Annotated in this window: 18 protein-coding genes and 1 tRNA gene; 9 read left to right on the top strand and 10 right to left on the bottom strand. The window is 64.5% G+C overall.

The features are described 5' to 3' along the window. Position 1: 1 nt before the first annotated feature. Together ACK3BK_RS08990 and ACK3BK_RS08995 are read right to left on the bottom strand one after the other, a co-directional pair. Positions 2 to 1,966 carry a MacB family efflux pump subunit gene (locus ACK3BK_RS08990; RefSeq protein ID WP_411384132.1) on the bottom strand — a complete coding sequence of 655 codons (1,965 nt, stop codon included), beginning with the start codon at positions 1,964 to 1,966 and terminating at the stop codon, positions 2 to 4. After that, entirely contained in the window at positions 1,967 to 3,145 is a 1,179-nt protein-coding gene (locus tag ACK3BK_RS08995) for an efflux RND transporter periplasmic adaptor subunit (RefSeq protein ID WP_186669636.1), read from the bottom strand. Between the two features lie 210 nt (positions 3,146 to 3,355). On the opposite strand from ACK3BK_RS08995, the gene ACK3BK_RS09000 reads away from it, so the two are divergent. The 3 genes from ACK3BK_RS09000 (at position 3,356) to ACK3BK_RS09010 (ending at position 5,836) form a co-directional block, all read left to right on the top strand. Further along, entirely contained in the window at positions 3,356 to 3,832 is a 477-nt protein-coding gene (locus ACK3BK_RS09000) for a sigma-70 family RNA polymerase sigma factor (protein ID WP_411384459.1), read from the top strand. A gap of 153 nt (positions 3,833 to 3,985) precedes the next feature. Continuing rightward, positions 3,986 to 4,471, top strand: a complete 486-nt coding sequence (locus ACK3BK_RS09005) for a histidine kinase (RefSeq protein WP_186669635.1) — start codon at positions 3,986 to 3,988, stop codon at positions 4,469 to 4,471. A gap of 54 nt (positions 4,472 to 4,525) precedes the next feature. Then, a complete protein-coding gene (locus tag ACK3BK_RS09010; RefSeq protein ID WP_186669634.1) occupies positions 4,526 to 5,836 on the top strand; it encodes an MFS transporter in 1,311 nt (436 codons plus the stop codon). 67 nt (positions 5,837 to 5,903) lie between these two features. Here ACK3BK_RS09010 and ACK3BK_RS09015 read toward each other — a convergent pair whose 3' ends face one another. Both ACK3BK_RS09015 and ACK3BK_RS09020 read right to left on the bottom strand, forming a co-directional pair. After that, complete coding sequence (locus ACK3BK_RS09015; RefSeq protein WP_411384133.1) at positions 5,904 to 7,844, bottom strand: methyl-accepting chemotaxis protein; 1,941 nt, start codon at positions 7,842 to 7,844, stop codon at positions 5,904 to 5,906. 217 nt (positions 7,845 to 8,061) lie between these two features. Continuing rightward, positions 8,062 to 8,235 carry a PA1571 family protein gene (locus ACK3BK_RS09020; protein ID WP_186669632.1) on the bottom strand — a complete coding sequence of 58 codons (174 nt, stop codon included), beginning with the start codon at positions 8,233 to 8,235 and terminating at the stop codon, positions 8,062 to 8,064. A gap of 242 nt (positions 8,236 to 8,477) precedes the next feature. On the opposite strand from ACK3BK_RS09020, the gene ACK3BK_RS09025 reads away from it, so the two are divergent. After that, positions 8,478 to 10,247 carry an ABC transporter transmembrane domain-containing protein gene (locus tag ACK3BK_RS09025; protein WP_186710477.1) on the top strand — a complete coding sequence of 590 codons (1,770 nt, stop codon included), beginning with the start codon at positions 8,478 to 8,480 and terminating at the stop codon, positions 10,245 to 10,247. Between the two features lie 56 nt (positions 10,248 to 10,303). On the opposite strand, the gene ACK3BK_RS09030 is transcribed toward ACK3BK_RS09025, so the two are convergent. Then, positions 10,304 to 10,380: transfer RNA gene (locus ACK3BK_RS09030), tRNA-Pro, on the bottom strand. Between the two features lie 81 nt (positions 10,381 to 10,461). Beyond that, a complete protein-coding gene (locus ACK3BK_RS09035) occupies positions 10,462 to 10,683 on the bottom strand; it encodes a YgdI/YgdR family lipoprotein (protein ID WP_186669630.1) in 222 nt (73 codons plus the stop codon). 162 nt (positions 10,684 to 10,845) lie between these two features. On the opposite strand from ACK3BK_RS09035, the gene moaB reads away from it, so the two are divergent. Both moaB and glp read left to right on the top strand, forming a co-directional pair. Continuing rightward, positions 10,846 to 11,385, top strand: a complete 540-nt coding sequence (gene moaB, locus ACK3BK_RS09040) for a molybdenum cofactor biosynthesis protein B (protein ID WP_186669628.1) — start codon at positions 10,846 to 10,848, stop codon at positions 11,383 to 11,385. Further along, the gene (gene glp / locus ACK3BK_RS09045) at positions 11,369 to 12,595 is read left to right on the top strand and encodes a gephyrin-like molybdotransferase Glp (RefSeq protein ID WP_411384134.1); all 1,227 of its coding nucleotides are present in this window, start codon (positions 11,369 to 11,371) and stop codon (positions 12,593 to 12,595) included. Before moaB ends, glp begins: the two co-directional genes overlap by 17 nt. Here glp and ACK3BK_RS09050 read toward each other — a convergent pair. Further along, a complete protein-coding gene (locus tag ACK3BK_RS09050) occupies positions 12,584 to 13,819 on the bottom strand; it encodes a glycosyltransferase family 4 protein (protein ID WP_186719703.1) in 1,236 nt (411 codons plus the stop codon). The genes glp and ACK3BK_RS09050 overlap by 12 nt on opposite strands. A gap of 182 nt (positions 13,820 to 14,001) precedes the next feature. On the opposite strand from ACK3BK_RS09050, the gene yegS reads away from it, so the two are divergent. Continuing rightward, positions 14,002 to 14,889, top strand: a complete 888-nt coding sequence (yegS, locus tag ACK3BK_RS09055) for a lipid kinase YegS (protein ID WP_288375526.1) — start codon at positions 14,002 to 14,004, stop codon at positions 14,887 to 14,889. Here yegS and ACK3BK_RS09060 read toward each other — a convergent pair. From ACK3BK_RS09060 to ACK3BK_RS09070, 3 genes are all read right to left on the bottom strand, one after another. Next, positions 14,873 to 15,529, bottom strand: a complete 657-nt coding sequence (locus tag ACK3BK_RS09060; protein WP_411384135.1) for a response regulator — start codon at positions 15,527 to 15,529, stop codon at positions 14,873 to 14,875. The genes yegS and ACK3BK_RS09060 overlap by 17 nt on opposite strands. Then, complete coding sequence (locus tag ACK3BK_RS09065; protein WP_411384136.1) at positions 15,522 to 16,415, bottom strand: sensor histidine kinase; 894 nt, start codon at positions 16,413 to 16,415, stop codon at positions 15,522 to 15,524. The genes ACK3BK_RS09060 and ACK3BK_RS09065 overlap by 8 nt, the downstream gene beginning before the upstream one ends. Before the next feature lie 383 nt (positions 16,416 to 16,798). Next, on the bottom strand, positions 16,799 to 17,302 hold the full coding sequence (locus ACK3BK_RS09070; RefSeq protein ID WP_411384137.1) for a histidine kinase: 504 nt from the start codon (positions 17,300 to 17,302) through the stop codon (positions 16,799 to 16,801). Positions 17,303 to 17,671: 369 nt separating this feature from the next. Here ACK3BK_RS09070 and ACK3BK_RS09075 point away from each other — a divergent pair, with 369 nt between their 5' ends. Both ACK3BK_RS09075 and ACK3BK_RS09080 read left to right on the top strand, forming a co-directional pair. Then, positions 17,672 to 18,607: a chemotaxis protein CheV gene (locus ACK3BK_RS09075; protein WP_411384138.1), complete on the top strand. Its 936-nt coding sequence runs from the start codon at positions 17,672 to 17,674 to the stop codon at positions 18,605 to 18,607. A gap of 63 nt (positions 18,608 to 18,670) precedes the next feature. Further along, complete coding sequence (locus tag ACK3BK_RS09080; protein WP_186669621.1) at positions 18,671 to 19,474, top strand: MOSC domain-containing protein; 804 nt, start codon at positions 18,671 to 18,673, stop codon at positions 19,472 to 19,474. Positions 19,475 to 19,505: the final 31 nt, after the last annotated feature.

Raw genomic sequence — 19,505 nt, forward strand, 5'->3', positions numbered from 1 at the left:
GCTACACGCTGGTAAGGGCTTTGACCGGGTCGAGTCGGGCGGCTTTGCGCGCCGGCATGAAGCCGAACACGACACCGGTGATCACGGCGCAGGCAAAGGCGCCGAGGATGGCAGGCAGGGCGAAGGCCACGGCGATATCGGCCAGCAGCAGGGCGCCTCCGATGGTCAGGGCCAGGGCGATACCGGTCACGCCGCCGACCATCGACAGCATCACCGCCTCGGTGAGGAACTGGCGCAGGATGTCGCGCTGACGAGCACCCGTGGCCATGCGGATACCGATCTCGCGGGTACGTTCACGCACGGTCATGAGCATGATGTTCATCACCCCGATACCGCCGACCAGCAGCGAGATGGCGGCAATCGCGCCGAGCATCAGCGACAGGCTGTTCTGCGTGCGCGCCTCGGCCTGGATCAGCGCTGCGTCGTTGGTCAGGTCGAAATCCTGCTTGCCCTGGTGACGCTTGCGCATCAGGTGGGCGATGGCCGCTTCGGTCTCCGACACCCGGCTTGAGTCGGCGGCGGTGATGATCACGTATTCGGGATCGTGCTTGCCGAACAGGCGCATGGAGGCTGCCGAGTAGGGCACCACGATGCGCTCGTCGCTGTCCTGGTTGCCGGAGCTTGCGCCTTTGGCGGCGAGCACGCCGACGATCTGGAAGGGCACGTTCTCGATCAGCAGGTACTGGCCCAGCGGGTTGCTGCCGGGAGGCAGGAGCTTTTCCTTGACCTTCTGGCCAATCACCGCCACGGCGGCACCGCTGCGCTCGTCGGCGTCGGTGAACAGGCTGCCTTCGACCACCGGCCAGTTGAGGATGTGCGGGAATTCGGTGTTGTTGCCCCCCACGTAGAACGACTGGTTGTTGTTGCCGTGGCGAACCATCAGCTCGCCGCCGATCACCGGCATGATGCGCTGCACCTGGGGCAGGCCGGCGATGGCGGCGACGTCGTCGAGGGAAACAAGGCCCGCCGCTTCGCGGGAGGTGGCGTGCTTGCCGCTCAGATAGAGGATGTTGGAGCCGAAGGCGGCCATCTGCGCCATCACCTGGCGCTTGCTGCCTTCGCCGACGGCGAGCATCACCACCACCGAGGCCACGCCGATGACGATGCCGAGCAGGGTCAGGGCGGTGCGGAAGCGGTTGATCCACATGACCCGCCAGGCCGCCTGCAGCGATTCGACCAGCTCGCCTTTCCAGGCGCCGCGCAGGCTGGCGCCGCGGTCCAGGCGCTGGCGCAGATCATCGGCCTGCAAGCCGGGAGTGGGCGCAGCGGGCGGGCGTTTGGCGGCCGAGTCGCTGATGATCGCACCGTCGCGGATCTCGATGATCCGCCGCGCCCGCGCCGCCACCTCACGGTCGTGGGTGATGAGGATGATCACATGACCTTGGCTGGCCAGTTCGTCCAGCAGGGTCATGACCTCGGCGCCGCTGTGGCTGTCGAGGGCGCCGGTGGGCTCGTCGGCGAGAATGATGTGGCCGCCATTCATCAGGGCGCGGGCGATCGACACCCGTTGTTGCTGGCCTCCGGACAGCTGGTGGGGGCGGTTGCCGGTGCGGCTGGCCAGGCCCAGGCGTTCGAGCAGCGCGGCGGCGCGGGCATGGCGTTCGGTTGCAGGTGTACCGGCGTAGATCGCCGGCATCTCGACGTTCTCCTGGGCCGAGCCTGAGGGTATCAGGTGATAGCCCTGGAACACGAAGCCGAAGGCCTCGCGGCGCAGCCAGGCCAGTTCGTCGCTGTCGAGTTCGGCGACGTCACGGCCAGCGAAGCGATAGCTGCCACGGGAGGGGCGGTCGAGGCAGCCCAGGATATTCATCAGGGTGGATTTGCCGGAGCCGGAGGCACCCACGATGGCGACGAACTCGCCCGGCTGGATGCTCAGGCTGATGCCACGCAGCACCTGGACCTCGGGCGAGTCGATGCCGCCGTAGACCTTGTGGATGTCATCGAGCTCGATCAGCGGTGCGTTCATTCAGCCTCCGCTGGCGCGTGGTGCGCCGATGACCAGTTGCTCGCCTTCACTGAGGCCGTCGAGGATCTGCACCCGCAGGCGATCGCTCAAGCCGGTGCGTACCTGGCGCTGTACGACCTTGCCGTTACGGGTCAGGACCTGTGCCAGGCGCATGCCCTCGGTGGGCGCGTCGTCCAGCGCCGCCAACGGTGCGGTGAGCACCTGGCTGGCCTGGCCTGCGACGAAGAACACCTGGGTGGTCATCTCGGCCATCAGGGCGCCGTCAGGGTTGTCCACGTCCAGCAGTACGGTGTACTGCACCACCTTGCTGCCGGTGGTGCCACTGCTGGCGCTGGCCGGGCTGCCGCCGCCCTGGCTGGTCTGGTCGAGCGGCTTGGGCGGGATCGGCAGGATCTGGCGCACGGTGCTGGTCCAGCGGCGCTTGCCACCGGCCAGTGTCGTGAAGTAGGCCGTCATGCCAGGCTTGACCTGGCCGATGTCGGCCTCCGAAACCTGGGCCCAGACGGTCATCGGCGACAGCCGGGCAATGCGCAGGATCAGCGGGGTCTGCTGCTGGGCGTTGAGGGTCTGGCCCTCGCGTGCGTCCACCGCCACCACGGTGCCGTCCATCGGTGCGTAGATCCGTGTGTAGCCCAGTTCAGCCTCGTCGCTGCGCAGGCTGGCCTGGGCCTGGCGGATCTGCGCCTGGTACATGTCGATGCGTGCCTGGGTCACCTTGAGCTGCGCCTGGGCCTGCTGGACATCCTCCTGACGCGTGGCGCCTGCACTGGCCAGCTCGTGCTGGCGCTGAAACTGCTGCTGGGCGAGCAGGTATTGGGCGCGCTGTTCGGCAAGCTGGGCCTTGAGGTTCTCGATCGAGTAGCGCCCGGCGTCCAGGCGTGCCTGTTGAGTGGAGGGGTCGATCTCCACCAGCAGTTGGCCCTTGCGCACTTCATCGCCAACTTCCACGTGCAGTTTGCGGATCTGCCCGGACGCCTGGGCGCCGACATCCACGTAGCGACGGGGTTGCAGGGTGCCAAGGGCGGTGACGCTGCTTTCGATGTCGCCGCGGGTGACCTGTACGGTGCTGACTGGCAGAGTGCCTAAGGGCAGGGCTTTCCAGGCCAGCAGGCTGCCCAGCGCGATCAGGCCCAGGCCGCCGAGAACGAGGCGGCGACGGAGTGTGGATGTACGTCTCATGCAGACTTCCAGCCAGGGATGAGGAGCGTGTCGCGCCTTTCAGGGCACGCACGGAGGTCACAGTTAGACGAACGCTGGGGAAATGGATTTAGCCGCAGGCGAGGGGTGTGTTGCTGAGAATGGTTGTAATTTGTAAGATGACACGCTGATATCACTGATGCGTATTTTCAATCGCATTGACGTTGCCCAACGGGAGAGGCAAGGGCCGTGGTGGAACATTACTATCGCGAACTGGTGAGTTTCCTCTCCTCGCGTCTGGGCAGCCGGCACGCGGCAGAGGATGTCGCCCATGACGCCTGCCTGCGCCTGCTCGAGCGCGGCGGTCACCCGCCGATCGAGCGACCCCGTTCCTTCCTCTACCGCACGGCGCTTAACCTGGTGATCGACCGGCACCGGCGTCAGACGGTGCGCCAGTCCGAGCCGCTGGAAGTGCTGGACAACGACGAGCGCTGGCATAGCCCGGCACCGCCCCATCTGCTGCACCTCGATGAGCGCCTGGAGCTGGTTCAGCGTGCACTGGACGAGTTGAGCGCACCGTGCCGCGAGAGTTTCCTGCTGCGCAAGCTCGAGGGCCTGTCGCATCCGCAGATCGCCGAGCGCCTCGGGGTTTCGCAGAGCGTGGTGGAAAAGCACATCGTCAATGCCATGAAGCACTGTCGCTTGCGCATGCGTCAGTGGGAGCAGTGAAAAGCCCGTGGAACAGGGGTGAAAAATCCCTGTGCAGCGCCTTGATTTATCGTCGGTTCCCGACAACTATCAAGACAGAGACCCGTCATTGCCCGCACAGGCGCAGCAAGGCCTGGCAGTGTCTCTGACCACCTTGCCGCCAGGGTCCGGACCATGCCGAACAAGTCCATGCGCATCCTCATCGCCGACGAGCATCCCGGCCAGCGCTTGCAACTGGAGCGCATGCTCAATGGCCTGGGCTACTACCGGATCGCCCCGGTGGAAAGCTTCGAAGACCTGCAGCGCCTGGTGCAGAGTGCATTGCACCCGTTCCAGCTATTGGTGGGCAACATCGAGCTGGGCAGCCATGCAGGCGTCGACCTGGCCCGTTTCTGCCGCGTCAGCCCGCAGATCCAGCATGTGCTGCTGTACCACTCCCAGCATCTGAAAGTGCCGAGCATCGCGCAGAGCGAACGCCGGGCGGTCAGTGTCAGCCTGCCCAAGGTGCCCGATAGCGAGGCACTGGAATCGTTCATGGCGATCATCGACACCCCGCAGGTGCTGGGGCAGGTTGCACTGCCGTCCGGGCTTGCCGGCGGCGCGGGCTATTCCTGGCGGCGGATGAACTTCTCGCACAACGCTTTCAGCCGTTCCAGCTGAGACGCATCGGCATTTGCTATCCTCTTGCCTTTTGCCGATCTGCGGAACCCAGAAATGACTGCCATCGATACCGCCCGCGCGCCTCGTTTCAGCCGCGGCGATCACCGTACCCTGGGCCTTGCGGCCCTTGGCGGCGCGCTGGAGATCTACGATTTCATCATCTTCGTGTTCTTCGCCCTGACCCTGAGCCAGCTGTTCTTCCCGCCACAGATGCCGGAATGGCTGCGCCTGCTGCAGAGCTTCGGGATCTTCGTCACCGGTTACCTGGCACGCCCTCTGGGCGGCATCCTCATGGCGCACTTCGCCGACCATCTCGGGCGCAAGCGCGTATTCAGCCTGAGCATCCTGATGATGGCCCTGCCGTGCCTGTTGATCGGGGTGATGCCGACCTACGCCGACATCGGCTACGCCGCGCCTCTGCTGCTGCTGGCCCTGCGCATCCTTCAGGGCGCCGCGGTCGGCGGTGAGGTGCCCAGCGCCTGGACCTTCGTTGCCGAGCACGCGCCTCCGGGGCGTCGCGGCTACGCCCTGGGCTTCCTGCAGGCGGGGCTGACCTTCGGTTACCTGCTTGGAGCGCTGGTCGCCACCTTGCTGGCGCGGCTCTACACCCCGCAGGAAATTCTCGACTTCGCCTGGCGTTATCCCTTCCTGCTGGGTGGGGTGTTCGGCGTGTTCGGTGTCTGGCTGCGCCGTTGGCTGAGCGAGACGCCGGTGTTTCTTGCCCTGCGTGAGCGTCAGACGCCGCCCGTGGCATTTCCGCTGCGCACTGTTCTCACTGGCCACCGCGCTTCGCTGATCCCGGCTGCGCTGTTGACGTGCGTGCTGACCTCTGCAGTGGTGGTGCTGGTGGTGATCACCCCGACGGTCATGCAGCAGCGTTTCGGGATCGATGCCGGGCATACCTTTGCGCTCAGCAGCGTAGGCATCGTCTTTCTCAATATCGGCTGTGTACTGGCGGGGCTGCTGGTCGACCGCATCGGTGCCTGGCGTGCGGTGATGATCTACAGCCTGTTGCTGCCGCTGGGGATCGGCGTGTTGTACGCCAGCCTGGTGGGGCAGTGGGGCTTGACCTGGGCGGCCTATGCGCTGGCCGGGTTGTCCTGTGGCGTGGTGGGGGTGGTGCCTTCGGTGATGGTCGGGCTGTTCCCGGCACAGATCCGCGTGTCAGGCATCTCCTTCACTTACAACCTGGCCTATGCGCTGTGGGCCAGTACAACGCCCCTGGCGCTGATTGCCCTGATGCCGTGGAGCCCCTGGGTGTGCGTGGGGTTCTGCCTGATCATGGGCGTGGTCGGGGCCTTGACCAGCGTCTTCTACGCCCAGACCACGCCCCTGTGTGCCGAGGAGCGAGCGGTCGGTTGCTGAGTGTGCAGGAGCGGGTTGACCCGCGAAAAAGACACCGCGCTGCCTGGCCGCCGCCCCACAAGGACGGTCAGGACTTGAAGCGTCCGACCAGCCCGTTCAGCTCTTCCGACAACTGCGACAACCTCCCCGAATCCGATTGCGCCGAGCTGGCCAGGCCTTCCACCAGCCTTGCCTCGTCGTAGATCTGCTGGATGTGCCGGTTGATCTCCTCGGCCACGCTGTGCTGCTCTTCGGCGGCTGCCGAGATCTGCAGGTTCTGATCGCGGATCTCGTTCACCGACAGCTGGATGCCCTCGAAGCTGTCCCGCGCGCGTGCGATCGAAGACACGCTGGCCCGCGACAGGTCCAGACAGCTTTCCATCTTCTGCGACACCTCCTGGGTCTTGTTGCCCAGGGTGTTGAGCAGTTGGTCGATCTCGCCGGTGGAATCGGCGGTACGCTTGGCCAGGGCCCGTACTTCGTCGGCGACCACGGCGAAACCGCGGCCTTGATCGCCCGCGCGGGCGGCCTCGATCGCTGCGTTCAGTGCCAGCAGGTTGGTCTGCTCGGCGATGGCGCGGATGGTGCCGAGGATCTGGTTGATGTTGCGGCTGCCTTCCTCGAGCTCGACCATCGCCTGCGACGACTCGCTCAGGCGGCTACCCAGGCGATTGACGTTGTCGGTGGTCAGCTCGATCTGCTGCTTGCCCTCGGCGACGCGGTGATGGCCGTTTTCTGCGGCGTCGGCCGCGCTGCTGCAGGAGCGTGCGACTTCGTTGGCGGTGGCGACCATCTCGTTGAAGGCAGTGGACACCAGTTCCACGGCTTCACGCTGGCGCCCTGCGGCTTCGTTCATGTTGCCGGCCAGTTCGCTGTTGGCCCGCGATGCTTCGTGCAGGTTGCCCGAAGCGGCACCGATGCGCTGGATGAGTTGGCGGATCGCCGCGAGGAACTTGTTGAACCAGCCGGCCAGCTCGGCGGTTTCATCCTTGCCCTGGATCACCAGGTCCTGGCGCAGGTCGCCTTCGCCCTGGGCGATCTGCTGCAAGCCGGCGCTGACTTGGCCGATGGGCTTGACGATGACCCGCGAGAACGCGGCTGCAACCAGGGCGAAGACCAGTGCCAGCACCAGTACGATGATGGCGGTGAGGTAGGTCATGTGGGTGGCGGCGCCCATCACTTCGCTGTACTCGATCAGGCCGACGAAGCGCCAGCCCAGGTCAGGCGAGGTCCAGACATTGGCCATGTAGCGCACCCCCTCGATCACCACCTCGGTGGATCCTTGTTCGGTGGCTGCCAGTTGTGCATACGGCTCGCCAAGGTCCTTCAGTTGCTTGAAGCCATGGCTGGCATCGCGTGGATCAACCAGCACGGTGCCGTTCTCGATCAGCATCACATATCCGCTCTTGCCCAGCTTGATGCTCTTGACCAGTTCGGTGAGGTTCTTCAGCGACACGCTGACCACGAACACGCCCTTGGGCTTGCCGCTGGCATCGTTGAGCGTGCGCGCGGTGCCGACCAGGGCGACGTCGTCCTTGTCGTAGTAGTAGGCGGCGGTGCGCACGGTCTTGCCCGGAGTAGCCATGGCGGCCTTGTACCAAGGACGCGCGCGTGGATCGTAGCTGGCCAGCTTCGGGTCATCCGGCCACTTGGCGTAGGTGCCGTCCTCAAGGCCGATGGAGATGATGGCTGCCGCCGGATGGGTAGCGCCATAGCGGGCAAAGGCGTCGATGACCTGCTGGGTGGCTGCAGGCAGGGGGTGGCTGGCAGCGTCGGCGGAGGTGTAATCCTTGAGTGTACTCACTGATGTGTATACAGGATCTGTCGCCATTTGTTCTACGTTTTGTAGCGTGCCATCGAAGAACTGACGCATGTTGCCGTCGATCTGGCGAATTTCACGGGTGCTGCCGTCGAGGAACTGATCCACCGCCTCGGCGCGGATGTTAACCACAGAAATCACGCCGACCAGGGCTACCGGGATGAAAGCCACCAATACGAACGCAAGCACCAGCTTGTTTTTTATCTTCATCGGGACGAACCATTCGTGGGAGTGAAAAGCAGGAGGGCCATTTCGCATGCGTAGTGGCTATCTGCTATTTATCCTGTTTCGGCGCGTCACGGGAAAATCTTTAGTGCATAGTTCGTGTACAAAAAAATAAATGATTGTTCTGGTTCTGCGAGGCGGCCCAAGGCGCAGAAACGAAAAACCCGGCGCAAGCGCCGGGTTGTAAGGGATTCATTGGCTTTCAAGCCTTGCGGACTTTCTCCACCCGGCTCTCCTCGAGCTCCTTGCAGGCCTTCTGGATCATCTGCTCGGTGATCGGGACCTCACGGCCCTGGGCATCGATGATCGAGCCACACACCTGGGGCTTCGGGGGCTGGGCGCTTTTTACGGTGTCGCTGCTATGTTGCAAGCTCATTTCCTGTCTCCTCATCAGGTTGCAAGCTCAGGGTAACCACTCGCCGTGACTGACCTGTGACAGCTCCTTCGGCATCACGACAGGCACAGTGCAACAGAAAGTGCGGTAAAGCTCCAGTGACAGGTTAGACCGATAAGCTATAGCCACTGGCCCTACCGAACTGCGACCCCTCGGCAGCTGCAGGCGTTCCACCCAGGCAGATGAATGGTAGTCTGCAGGTTTCCCGCTCACCGGTCCGTGCCATGTCCGATCCGCTTTCCTCCCGCCAGCGCCGCGCCTTGGGCCTGGCCTGGCAATTCGTGCGTCCCTACCGCCGGCAGGCCATGCTTGCGTTGCTTGCACTGATCGTCACGGCAGCCATCACCCTGTCCATGGGCCAGGGCATTCGCCTGCTGGTGGACCAGGGGTTCATGACCGGTTCTGCGCACCAGCTCAACCAGACGATTGCGCTGTTCATGGTGCTGGTGCTGGCCCTGGCGGTTGGAACCTTCAGCCGCTTCTACCTGGTGTCGTGGATTGGCGAGCGCTGCGTCGCCGACATTCGCCGTGCCGTGTTCGATCACTTGATCGGGCTGCATCCGGGGTTTTTCGAGGATAACCGCAGCTCGGAGATCCAGTCGCGCCTGACCGCCGACACGACGTTGCTGCAATCGGTGATCGGCTCGTCGCTGTCGATGTTCCTGCGTAATGCGCTGATGGTGCTGGGCGGGGTGGTGTTGCTGTTCGTCACCAATCCCAAGTTGACCAGTATCGTGGTGCTGGCCTTGCCGCTGGTGCTGTCGCCGATCCTGCTGTTCGGCCGGCGGGTGCGCAGCCTGTCACGCCAGAGCCAGGACAGGGTCGCTGACGTCGGCAGCTACGTCGCCGAAACACTGGGGCAGATCAAGACGGTGCAGGCCTACAACCATCAGGCTCACGATCGCCAGTTGTTCACCGACACCGTCGAGGCGGCTTTCGATGTGGCGCGCCAGCGCATTGCCCAGCGGGCCTGGTTGATCACCGTGGTGATCGTTCTGGTCCTGGGCGCCGTGGCAGTGATGCTCTGGGTGGGCGGCATGGATGTGATTGCCGGGCGCATCTCCGGGGGCGAGCTGGCCGCGTTCGTGTTCTACAGCCTGATCGTCGGCAGTGCCGTGGGCACCTTGAGCGAAGTGATTGGCGAGTTGCAGCGGGCTGCCGGGGCCGCCGAGCGTATTGCCGAATTGCTCGCGGCAAGCAGCGCGATCGTACCGCCGTCGCAGCCTTCGACACTGCCGGGCGCGCGGGCCAACGGGCAGATCGAGTTGCGCGATGTGCACTTCGCCTATCCATCACGTCCGTCGGTGGCGGCCATCGATGGCCTGAGCCTGGTCATCGCACCTGGGCAGACAGTGGCGTTGGTGGGGCCGTCTGGGGCGGGCAAGTCGACGCTGTTCGACCTGCTACTGCGTTTTCACGACCCGCAGGCGGGCAGTATTCTGCTCGACGGACAGCCGATTGCAGCGCTCGACCCCGACGACCTGCGTCGTCAGTTCGCCCTTGTGGCGCAGAATCCTGCGCTGTTTCGCGGCACGGTCGAGGCGAATATCCGCTACGGAAGGCCGCAGGCGAGTGCCGCCCAGGTCGAGGCCGCGGCGCGCAGTGCCCATGCTCACGAATTCATCCAGCAATTGCCCCAGGGCTACCAGACGCTGCTGGGCGAGGGTGGCATCGGTCTGTCGGGTGGGCAGCGCCAGCGCCTGGCGATTGCCCGGGCGCTGCTGGTGGATGCACCGGTGCTGTTGCTCGACGAGGCCACCAGCGCGCTCGACGCGCAGAGCGAGCACCTGATCCAGCAGGCCTTGCCGCAGTTGATGGCCGGGCGTACCACCTTGGTGATCGCCCACAGGTTGGCGACCGTGCAGCATGCCGATCGCATTGCGGTGATCGACAAGGGCAAGGTGGTTGCTGTCGGCAGTCATCGCCAGCTGGTCGAGGAGAACCCGCTCTATGCCAGGTTGGCGGCGCTGCAGTTCGCTGCAGGCAGCGCCTGAATCGCGATCAGGCAGACACGAAAAAGCCCGCACTGAGGCGGGCTTTTCGAAGGATCTGGTCGGAGAGACAGGATTCGAACCTGCGGCCTTCTCGTCCCGAACGAGACGCGCTACCTGGCTGCGCTACACTCCGATTTCGAAAATCCTACTGCATCGTATTTTTGAACGCAAGCCCTTGTTGTTAAAAGGCCGTTAGCTCAAAACGAGGTGCAGATCAGAGCTCCTTGACGGTGCGAATCTGATCCTTGTTGATGCGTGTACGCTTGCCATCGAGTTGTTCGAATTCGTAGAAGCCGGAGTCTTCGTCGTAGGAAGGTTTGTCCACGGCCTGAATCTCGCGGCCGTCGTTCAAGGTGATGACGGTTGGCGAAGCGCAACCGGCGAGGGTGGCCAGGCCCAGGGCGAGCAGGAAGGCGGGAATTGTCCGTTGGATCATCGTGTTTCTCCAGTGCGATGGTGCTTGATGACGTTATGACGCGAGGCGTCCTTGCAAAGTTCCTCGCATAGTCGAGCATAGCGGCAATCAGCGGGCATTGACCAAGAACAAGGCTGCCTTGTGATATAACTGGCGCATTCTTTCCCCCTGCGACGGACCCCCATGAAAGCCAAGGCAGATACCCCCTTCGTGCCGTTGAACATTGCCGTGCTGACGGTCAGCGACACCCGTACCTTCGACACCGACACCTCCGGGCAGATGTTCGTCGATCGCCTCAGCGCCGCAGGCCACCGCCTGGCCGAACGGGTGCTGCTCAAGGATGACCTCTACAAGATCCGCGCCCAGGTCGCCACCTGGATCGCCGACGACCTGGTACAGGTGGTGCTGATCACCGGCGGCACTGGCTTCACTGGCCGCGACAGCACCCCCGAGGCCGTCGCTTGCCTGTTGGACAAGCAAGTCGATGGCTTCGGCGAGCTGTTCCGGCAGATCTCGGTGCCGGACATCGGCACCTCCACCGTGCAGTCGCGTGCCCTTGCGGGCCTGGCCAACGGCACCCTGGTGTGCTGCCTGCCCGGCTCGACCAATGCGGTGCGCACTGGCTGGGACGGCATCCTCGCCGAGCAGCTCGATGCCCGCCATCGCCCCTGCAATTTCGTCGCGCACCTGAAGCAGTCGCAGGCCTGTGACAGCCGTGGCTGAGGCGGCGCCGAGCCGGCCGTTGATGCCGGTGGAAGAGGCCCTCGAGCGCCTGTTGGCACTGGCCGAGGCGGCGCCCATCGACGAAGTCGAGGTGGTCGCGCTGGCCGATGCCGAAGGGCGGGTGCTGGCCAACGATCTGTTCGCCACGCTCGACCTGCCGCCTTGGCCCAACAGTGCCATGGACGGCTACGCCCTGCGCCTGGCTGACTGGCAGGGCGAGCCCCTGGCTGTCAGCCAGCGCATCTTCGCAGGGCATGCGCCGCAGCGGTTGCAGCCAGGCACCTGTGCACGCATCTTTACCGGCGCCCCCCTGCCCGAAGGCGCCGACTGTGTCGAAATGCAGGAAAACGCCGAAGTGCTGGACGATGGCCGCGTACGTTTTCTCGAGGCGCTGGCGCCGCAACAGAACGTGCGCCCCAAGGGCCAGGAAACCCGCGCTGGCGAGCAGGTGATGGCTGCCGGCACGTTGTTGGGCCCGATCGAACTGGGCCTTGCCGCCACCTTGGGCCACGGCCAGCTTCAGGTGCGGCGCCGGGTGCGGGTCGCGGTGTTGTCGACCGGTGACGAGTTGGTCGAGCCGGGGTTGCCGCTGGGCCCCGGGCAGATCTACAACAGCAACCGCCGACTGCTGGTCAGTTGGCTGCAGCGTATGGGCTGCGAAGTCATCGATGCGGGCATCCTCGCCGATGACCTGGTGTTGACCCGCCAGTGCCTGGCCAACCTGGGCGATGTCGACCTGATCCTGTCTACTGGCGGTGTGTCGGTGGGGGAAGCCGACTATCTGGGGATGGCTCTGCGCGAAGCTGGCGAGCTGGCACTGTGGAAGCTGGCGATCAAGCCGGGCAAGCCGCTGACCTTCGGCCACTTCCGCGGCGTGCCGGTGATCGGCCTGCCGGGTAACCCGGCGTCCACCTTGGTCACCTTTGCCTTGCTGACACGTCCCTACTTGCTGCGTCGCCTGGGTGTCCAGCAGGTCACGCCGCTGCGCTTCGATGTGCCGGCTGGTTTCGACTGGCCCAAGCCAGGCAATCGCCGCGAGTACCTGCGCGCGCGGATCGAGGGTGGGCAGGTACGCATCTACTCGAACCAGAGCTCGGGCGTACTGCGCAGCGCAGCCTGGGCAGACGGGCTGGTCGAGGTGCGCGAGGGCAGTACGGTGAGCTCGGGCGATAGCGTGGCATTCATCCCGTTCAGCGAGCTACTTGGCTAGCATCCCGCCGAGCGGCGTGGTCTGCGCCGGGGCCAGTTGAGTCAGGCGCATGTGCACGTTCTCCAGTTGCTGGGCGGCAACGCTCCAGTCATGGCGCTGCCGGGCGAACTGTCGCCCGGCTTCCCCCAGTTGGGTCATGCGCCACGGCTGGTTGAGCAATTGGGTCAGCAGCAGCGCCAGCTGGCTGCCGTCGTCACTGCCCAGGTAGTGTTCGCCATTGTTCACCGCCAGGCCCGAAGCGCCTTTGCTGGTGGTGATCACCGGCAGCCCGGCGGCCATCGCTTCGAGAATCTTCACCTTCGACCCTCCGGCATAGCGCAGCGGCGCGAAGAACAGTGCCGAGCGCCGTTGCACTTCGCGAAGGTCGGGGCGGTAGCCAAGCCATTCGATGCGTGGGTCGTTCCAGTGCAGTTTCCAGTGCGCGGGCAGGGCATGCCCGGCGATGGCCAGGCGCACTGCAGGATTGCTCTGCCAGACCTGGGGCAGGATGTCTTCCAGTGCCCACTCGATGGCTTCCAGGTTCGCGCCGTATTCGAAATTGCCCACGAACAACAGGCGCTGACTGTGCAGGGCCGGTTGCACATGCTGGTAGTGATCGCAATCGACGCCGTTGACCACCACGTTCACCGCCCGCCCGCTGATCTGCCCGATCAGCTCGGCGTCGTGCGGGCTGACCGCCACGACTTCGTTGGGCTGGCGCAGCACGCGCTGCTCCCAGCGCCGGTAGCGCCAGCGATCGAACGCGTTGAGCGGGCGCAACCACAAGGGCAGGCGATCGTGGCAGGCTGCGCCCATCACTGACTCGAGGGTGTGTTCGCTGAGCAGGTAGGGCAAGCCGCGCCGTTGCAGGGCCTTCTCGAAGGGCTGAAAGGCATAGCTGTGTTCGATCTGGATGACATCCCACGGCTCGTCCAGCAATTGCTCGAAGCGGTGCCGAAGGCAGGGCGCCAGGCCATTGATGATGGCGCGCATGGGGTAGTCGATGATGGGCGAGGCGAGCAGGTTGAGCGGGCTCTGCACGGGGCGCCGGGGCAACACGATCAGGCGTTCGAGCAGTGGTTCGAGGGCCTGTCGCGCAGGATCGGACAGTGGCACCTTGGACTGCACCAGCAAGGTGATGCGATGGCCGTGATGTGCCAGTTCGCGCAGCAGGTGGTACTGGCGGGTCTTGCTGCCGCTGGTAGTGGGCCAGGGCAGATAGGGCAATGTCCAGAGAATACGCATGGCCGCTCCTGTCAGGTGAGGGCTGCACAAGGGTCAATAATCTGACTGTGTGGCGGGGCTCTCTTAAGCGTAGCCAAGTATTTGTCGAATGATGGCCTGGGTTGAATTTTGCGCCGCCGTGCAGCAATTGCCGGTTGCCTGTGGTCGAGATTGGAGTTGGCGTCTTATACGGAGAATCTCGGATGCGCGGGCACAAGGCGATGTTGATCCTGCATGGCAAGCAGGCCATGAACGAAGAGGTGCGCAGCGCCGTGGGCGTGCGACGCGAGCGTGGGCAGGTACTGGATGTGCGTCTGACCTGGGAAGCAGGTGATGCCCGGCGCCTGGTCGAAGAAGCCCTGGCGGCCGGTTACACGCAGGTGGTGGCCGGCGGTGGCGACGGCACCCTGCGCGATATCGCCGAGGCCATGGCCCAGGCGCAGGCCAACGCCAGCCTGGCCCTGTTGCCGCTGGGCACTGCCAACGATTTTGCCCGCGCCGCCGGGGTGCCATTGGAGCCGGCCGCCGCCTTGGCCTTGCTGGATGTGCCGGCCCGGCCCATCGACCTGGGGCGGGTAGGTGAGCAGATGTTCCTCAACATGGCCACCGGTGGCTTTGGCAGCCAGGTGACGGCCCATACGTCCGAAGACTTGAAGAAGGTACTGGGTGGGGCGGCCTACCTGTTCACCGGGCTGTCGCGCTTCAGTGAGTTGCAGGCCGCATCGGCGGCCCTGCACGGGCCGGATTTCCACTGGCAGGGGCAGTTGCTGGCGTTGGCCATCGGCAACGGTCGCCAGGCGGGCGGCGGCCACGTGCTGTGCCCCGAGGCGCTGGCCGATGACGGCTTGCTGGAGGTCGCGATTCTGCCTGCACCCGAGGCGATGGTGGGCGCATTGCGCGACTTGCTGACGGGCGAAGAACTGTTCGTGCGGGCGCGCCTGCCGTGGGTCGAGATCGGCCAGGCCGAGGGCTTGGATATCAACCTGGACGGAGAGCCGTTGCAGGCCGGTAGCCTGCGTTTCGAGGCGGCGCCGGGTGCCCTGCGCGTGCACCTGCCCGCAGACTCGCCGCTGCTCAGTCGTCCAGGCTGATGATCTTCTCGCGTACGGCGAACAGCACCAGGCCTGCGACATCGTAGATCTGCAGGCGCTTCATGATCTGCGAGCGATGGGTTTCAACGGTCTTGATCGACAGCCCCAAGCCTGCGGCGATCTCGCGGGTGGATTTGCCACGCACGATCAGGCGCAGGATTTCCAGTTGCCGGGCGGTGAGGTTGTGGCGATCGCTGCTTGGCTGTTTGTTCGCCTGAGCGCGCAGCAGGGCCTGGTTGATCACCGTGTGGGCGATGGCCGGGCTGAGGTAGCGCTCGCCGTTGCGCAAGGCGGCCAGGGCGTGCTCCAGCTCGTTGGCGGTGGTGTCCTTGAGCAGGTAGCCGTGGGCGCCGCTTTCGAGGGCTCGCATGATCAGGTCGGGGTCGGTGTGCATCGACAGGATCAGCACCTTGCAGGTGCAACCGTTTGCGCGCAACTGCGTCAGGGCGTCGAGGCCGTTGGTCGAGCGCATCGAGATGTCCAGCAGGACGATGTCGGGGGCCAGGCGCTGGACCATCTCCAGCAGGTGCTGGCCGTCATCGGCTTCACCGACCACGGTGTAGCCGGGAATATCCGACACCAGCGCGCGGACGCCGGCACGAATCAGCGAATGGTCGTCGATCAGCAGCAGTCTAATCATCGGTGGCGGGTGTCCTGGCACGTTCCTGGCTGCGTGCAGGCCAGGGGAACAGTGCTTCTATCCGGGTGCCGGCACCGGGCTGGCTGGTCACGCTCAGGGTGCCTTGCAGGGCGGTGGCCCGTTCCTGCATGCCGGCCATGCCGCGTTGCCCGGCCTCGCCCGGTTTGCTGTTCGGCACGAAGCCTTGGCCGTCGTCGATGATCGACAGCAGCAACCCGGCTGGGGTGCGTTGCAGGCTGATCAGCAAATTGCGCGCCTGGGCATGGCGCAGCACGTTAGTGACCGCTTCTTGGGTGATGCGAAAGGCAGCCATGGTCACTTCGTCGGAGATGCCGCCCAGGCGCTGGTTGCACTCCAGGCTCCAGTGCACCTCGCTGTTCTCGAGGGCGCGCAGCAGGTGCGCGCGCAGGCTGGCTTCCAGGCCCAGGCTGGCGAGCTGCCGTGGGTTGAGCAACGCCGAGACGTCACGCACGTTGCCCAGGGTGTCGTCGAGGGTCTTGCGCAGGGTATCGCACTGCGCCTGCAGCGGTGCAGGCACCCGACGTTGCAACCAGTCGAGCTGAAGCTTGGCGGCGGTGAGCAATTGGCCGATGTCATCGTGCAGCTCGCGGCTCAGGTGCTGACGCTCGCTTTCCTGGACCTTGAGCATGCGGTCGGCCAGCTCTGCCGGCAGCAGGTTGATCGACCTGGCGCGACGGCGCAGGTGCCAGCCGGCCCCGAGCAGGGCGGCCAGCTGCAGCGCCAGGGCACCGGCCGACAAAGGTTGCCCGTTGCTGTAGAGCACCAGGTTGGTGACCAGCGATGCCACGCACAGCACGGCGGTCGCCCCACGCAGCAAGGCGGTGCGAGAGCGACAACGCAGGGAAATCTTCAAGCGTGGGAGCATAGATAGGAAAGCCACTGAATTATTGCCGGCGCAGGTCGCCAATCTCTCTGGAGAATCGTGAGTGTCCTGCCTTTCAACCAAAAACGAGCCCTGTTGTAATCGTTGAAGAGCCGTTGGGCGTTCGTTCATTTGCGCGCATGGTATCACTTCGAGTTGGTTTGGTCCCGGCTGGTTAGTTGCCTGGAATCAAGGTAATTCCGAGGCATGACAGTGGGGAGCAGCGCTCGGTAAGTGGCAATAAGCCATTATCGTTTGAAAAGGCAGGAACTTCCAAATTCAACTAACGGGGCGAGGCTGCAGGAACTAGACAGAACTTGTACAACTTGCCAGCTAGTTGTGTGTTTGAGGCTGGCCAGTTAGACGAGTTACGCAGAGCCACATCGCTAATCTTTACGAGTTGATGTGGCGTAGGTGTGCTTGGGCTCGATGTGAATGTTGAGCAGTTGGGCATGCGCGCAGTGGCGCTCGTTCTCCTCGCACAGGGCACAGGCGTGGGGGAGTGGTTGACCCAGCACGTCGGCCAGGGTGACCAGCAGCAGGTGCTGCTCGCTGCTGTCCAGGTTCAGGTGTCCGGTGCGGGCGTCGACCAGTTCCAGTTGCCAGGCCAGCAGTGTCAGGCAGTCGGCCAGTGCCGGTAGCGCGCCCAGCGGCAGGTTGCGACTGGTGCAGCCAGGCGCCAGCAAGCGGTGCAGGGTTGAGGCGTAATGGGCGATCTCGAGCACGCCCGAGGCGTCGGCTCGACGGGCGAGGGTGCCGAGGGCTTCGCTCAGGCAATGGCAGGCGTCAGCGTCGTTGCTGATCAGCTCCAGGTGTTGCAGGCACTCCTGTGACTCGTTCAGCAGGACCTGCGCATCCAGCAGGAAATCCTGAAGGATCGCGGTATTCAAGAGCGCCCGTTCCATCATGAAACTCCAACACGCTGGGTTGGAGCAGGGGTTGGCCACACCGAGATGTTCGCTGACAAGAGCCTGACTCCGTTCATGCAGTGAGAATGGCGTCACATTAATGGCTAATGGATATTGCGAATATCAGGTTGCTCCCGATTGCTCCTAGGGGTTTCCCTGATGAGGTCTCAGTGGCGGTGATACGTCCGCAGCGCGGCGGATGGGGAGGGATGTGGCAGCAGTAAAGCATGATGGTAAAGTGATATCAATCGCCGCCCGGGCATTTTTCTGCAGGGGTCAAGCTCCGGCAGATTGTGCCGATACAGGGCGGATGTATCCACTTTTTCCGGCTCAGAGCCAGGGGGTTGCGCAATGGCTGGCATTCTCGACACGGTAGATCAACGCACGCAATTGGTAGGCGAGAACCGCCTGGAAATCCTCATGTTCCGCCTGGCGGGGCGACAGCTGTTCGCGATCAACGTGTTCAAGGTGCAGGAGGTGCTGCAACTGCCCAAGCTGACCCTGATGCCGCAGCGCCACACCTTCGTCTGTGGCGTGGTCAACCTGCGCGGCCAGACCCTGCCGGTGATTGACCTGTCCCAGGCGATCGGCATGCGGCCGCTGCAGCCAGGGCCGGACAGCACCATCATCGTCACCGAGTACAATCGCTCGGTACAGGCTTTCCTGGTCGGGGGGGTCGATCGCATCGTCAACATGAACTGGGAAGCTATCATGCCGCCGCCCACCAGCGCCGGCCGCCAGCATTACCTGACCGCAATAACCAAGGTCGACGAGAAACTGGTGGAGATCATCGACGTGGAGAAGGTGCTGGCCGAGATCGTGCCCTACAGCGCCAAGGTCTCCCGCGACAAGCTCGAAGACCCGGTACTGGCCCGTGCCCGCGGTCGTGAAGTGCTGCTGGTGGACGACTCCAGCGTGGCCCTGGCCCAGCTGCGTGACACCTTGTCGCAGCTGGGTGTGAAGCTGCACATCGCCAGTGATGGCCTGAAGGCGCTGCGCATGCTCAAGGGCTGGGCCGATGCCGGCGAAGACATCTGCGAAAAGCTGCTGATGATCTTCACCGATGCCGAAATGCCAGAGATGGATGGTTACCGCCTGACCACCGAGATCCGCAATGACCCACGTCTGCGCGGGCTGTACGTAGTGCTGCACACGTCGCTGTCGGGCAGCTTCAACGAGTCGATGGTGAAGAAGGTCGGCTGCGACAACTTCCTCTCCAAGTTCCAGCCGGACCGCCTGGTGGATGTGGTGCGCGAGCGCCTGTCGCTCGATCACGTGGCAGTCTGATACCTGCACACGCCGCGTGGTGGGTATAAGCTTGGCTTTTCGACTGGCACGAGGCGGGCGGGGATGTTTCTGAGTGCGTTGTATCGGTATCCGGTGAAGTCTTGTCAGGCGCAGAGCCTGGGCGAGTCGAAGGTGGATGCCATGGGGCTGTCGGGCGACCGGCGCTGGATGGTGGTCGAGCAGGATACCGGGCGCTTCCTTACCCAGCGCGCCTGGCCGCAATTGGGGCGGCTCACGGCCACCTGCGGCGATGGGGAGAGCCTGCTGCTGGAAACCCCCGGGCAGGCGCCGCTGAGGGTCAAGGTGCCGGGTGCCGATGACGACCTGCGCGGCGTGACCATCTGGCGCGACACCTTGCGCGTGCCCGACGCCGGCGACGAGGCCGCGGCGTGGCTCAGCCAGATGCTCGGCAAGGCGGTACGCCTGGTGCACTGCCCGCAGCAGCGGGCACGCTATCTGCCCAGCGGCTATGGGCTCAACAGTGACCGCGCGGCCTTCCCCGACGGCTTTCCTTTATTGCTGATCGGCCAGGGCTCGCTCGATGAGCTCAATCGGCGCATCGGCCGGCCAATGCAGATGCTGCGTTTTCGCCCCAACCTGGTGGTCGAGGGTGCCGAGGCGTTTGCCGAAGATGGCTGGAAGCGCATCCGTATTGGCGACATGACCCTGCGGGTGCTCAAGCCCAGCGTACGCTGCATCCTCACCACCCTCGATCCGCAGACGGGTGAGCGCAGTGGCGACCGGGAGCCGTTGACCACCCTCAAGACCTTCCGCGAGCGGGAAGGGGATGTGCTGTTCGGGCAGAACCTGGCGGTCGATGGCAGCGGGCGACTTGAAGTCGGCATGCCGGTCGAGGTACTCGAGTAACCGACGGCTGGCGCAGGCGACGAAACGCGGG

The organism is Pseudomonas sp. L7, assembly GCF_046605565.1.
GTDB classification, from domain to species: domain Bacteria; phylum Pseudomonadota; class Gammaproteobacteria; order Pseudomonadales; family Pseudomonadaceae; genus Aquipseudomonas; species Aquipseudomonas wayambapalatensis.

What these genes read in the sequence shown, in the direction of transcription:
- ACK3BK_RS08990 (WP_411384132.1), bottom strand. Translation starts at nt 1,966, where the DNA reads ATGAACGCACCGCTGATCGAGCTCGATGACATCCACAAGGTCTACGGC.
- ACK3BK_RS08995 (WP_186669636.1), bottom strand. Translation starts at nt 3,145, where the DNA reads ATGAGACGTACATCCACACTCCGTCGCCGCCTCGTTCTCGGCGGCCTG.
- ACK3BK_RS09005 (WP_186669635.1), top strand. Translation starts at nt 3,986, where the DNA reads ATGCCGAACAAGTCCATGCGCATCCTCATCGCCGACGAGCATCCCGGC.
- ACK3BK_RS09010 (WP_186669634.1), top strand. Translation starts at nt 4,526, where the DNA reads ATGACTGCCATCGATACCGCCCGCGCGCCTCGTTTCAGCCGCGGCGAT.
- ACK3BK_RS09015 (WP_411384133.1), bottom strand. Translation starts at nt 7,844, where the DNA reads ATGAAGATAAAAAACAAGCTGGTGCTTGCGTTCGTATTGGTGGCTTTC.
- ACK3BK_RS09020 (WP_186669632.1), bottom strand. Translation starts at nt 8,235, where the DNA reads ATGAGCTTGCAACATAGCAGCGACACCGTAAAAAGCGCCCAGCCCCCG.
- ACK3BK_RS09025 (WP_186710477.1), top strand. Translation starts at nt 8,478, where the DNA reads ATGTCCGATCCGCTTTCCTCCCGCCAGCGCCGCGCCTTGGGCCTGGCC.
- ACK3BK_RS09035 (WP_186669630.1), bottom strand. Translation starts at nt 10,683, where the DNA reads ATGATCCAACGGACAATTCCCGCCTTCCTGCTCGCCCTGGGCCTGGCC.
- moaB (WP_186669628.1), top strand. Translation starts at nt 10,846, where the DNA reads ATGAAAGCCAAGGCAGATACCCCCTTCGTGCCGTTGAACATTGCCGTG.
- ACK3BK_RS09050 (WP_186719703.1), bottom strand. Translation starts at nt 13,819, where the DNA reads ATGCGTATTCTCTGGACATTGCCCTATCTGCCCTGGCCCACTACCAGC.
- yegS (WP_288375526.1), top strand. Translation starts at nt 14,002, where the DNA reads ATGCGCGGGCACAAGGCGATGTTGATCCTGCATGGCAAGCAGGCCATG.
- ACK3BK_RS09060 (WP_411384135.1), bottom strand. Translation starts at nt 15,529, where the DNA reads ATGATTAGACTGCTGCTGATCGACGACCATTCGCTGATTCGTGCCGGC.
- ACK3BK_RS09065 (WP_411384136.1), bottom strand. Translation starts at nt 16,415, where the DNA reads ATGCTCCCACGCTTGAAGATTTCCCTGCGTTGTCGCTCTCGCACCGCC.
- ACK3BK_RS09075 (WP_411384138.1), top strand. Translation starts at nt 17,672, where the DNA reads ATGGCTGGCATTCTCGACACGGTAGATCAACGCACGCAATTGGTAGGC.
- ACK3BK_RS09080 (WP_186669621.1), top strand. Translation starts at nt 18,671, where the DNA reads ATGTTTCTGAGTGCGTTGTATCGGTATCCGGTGAAGTCTTGTCAGGCG.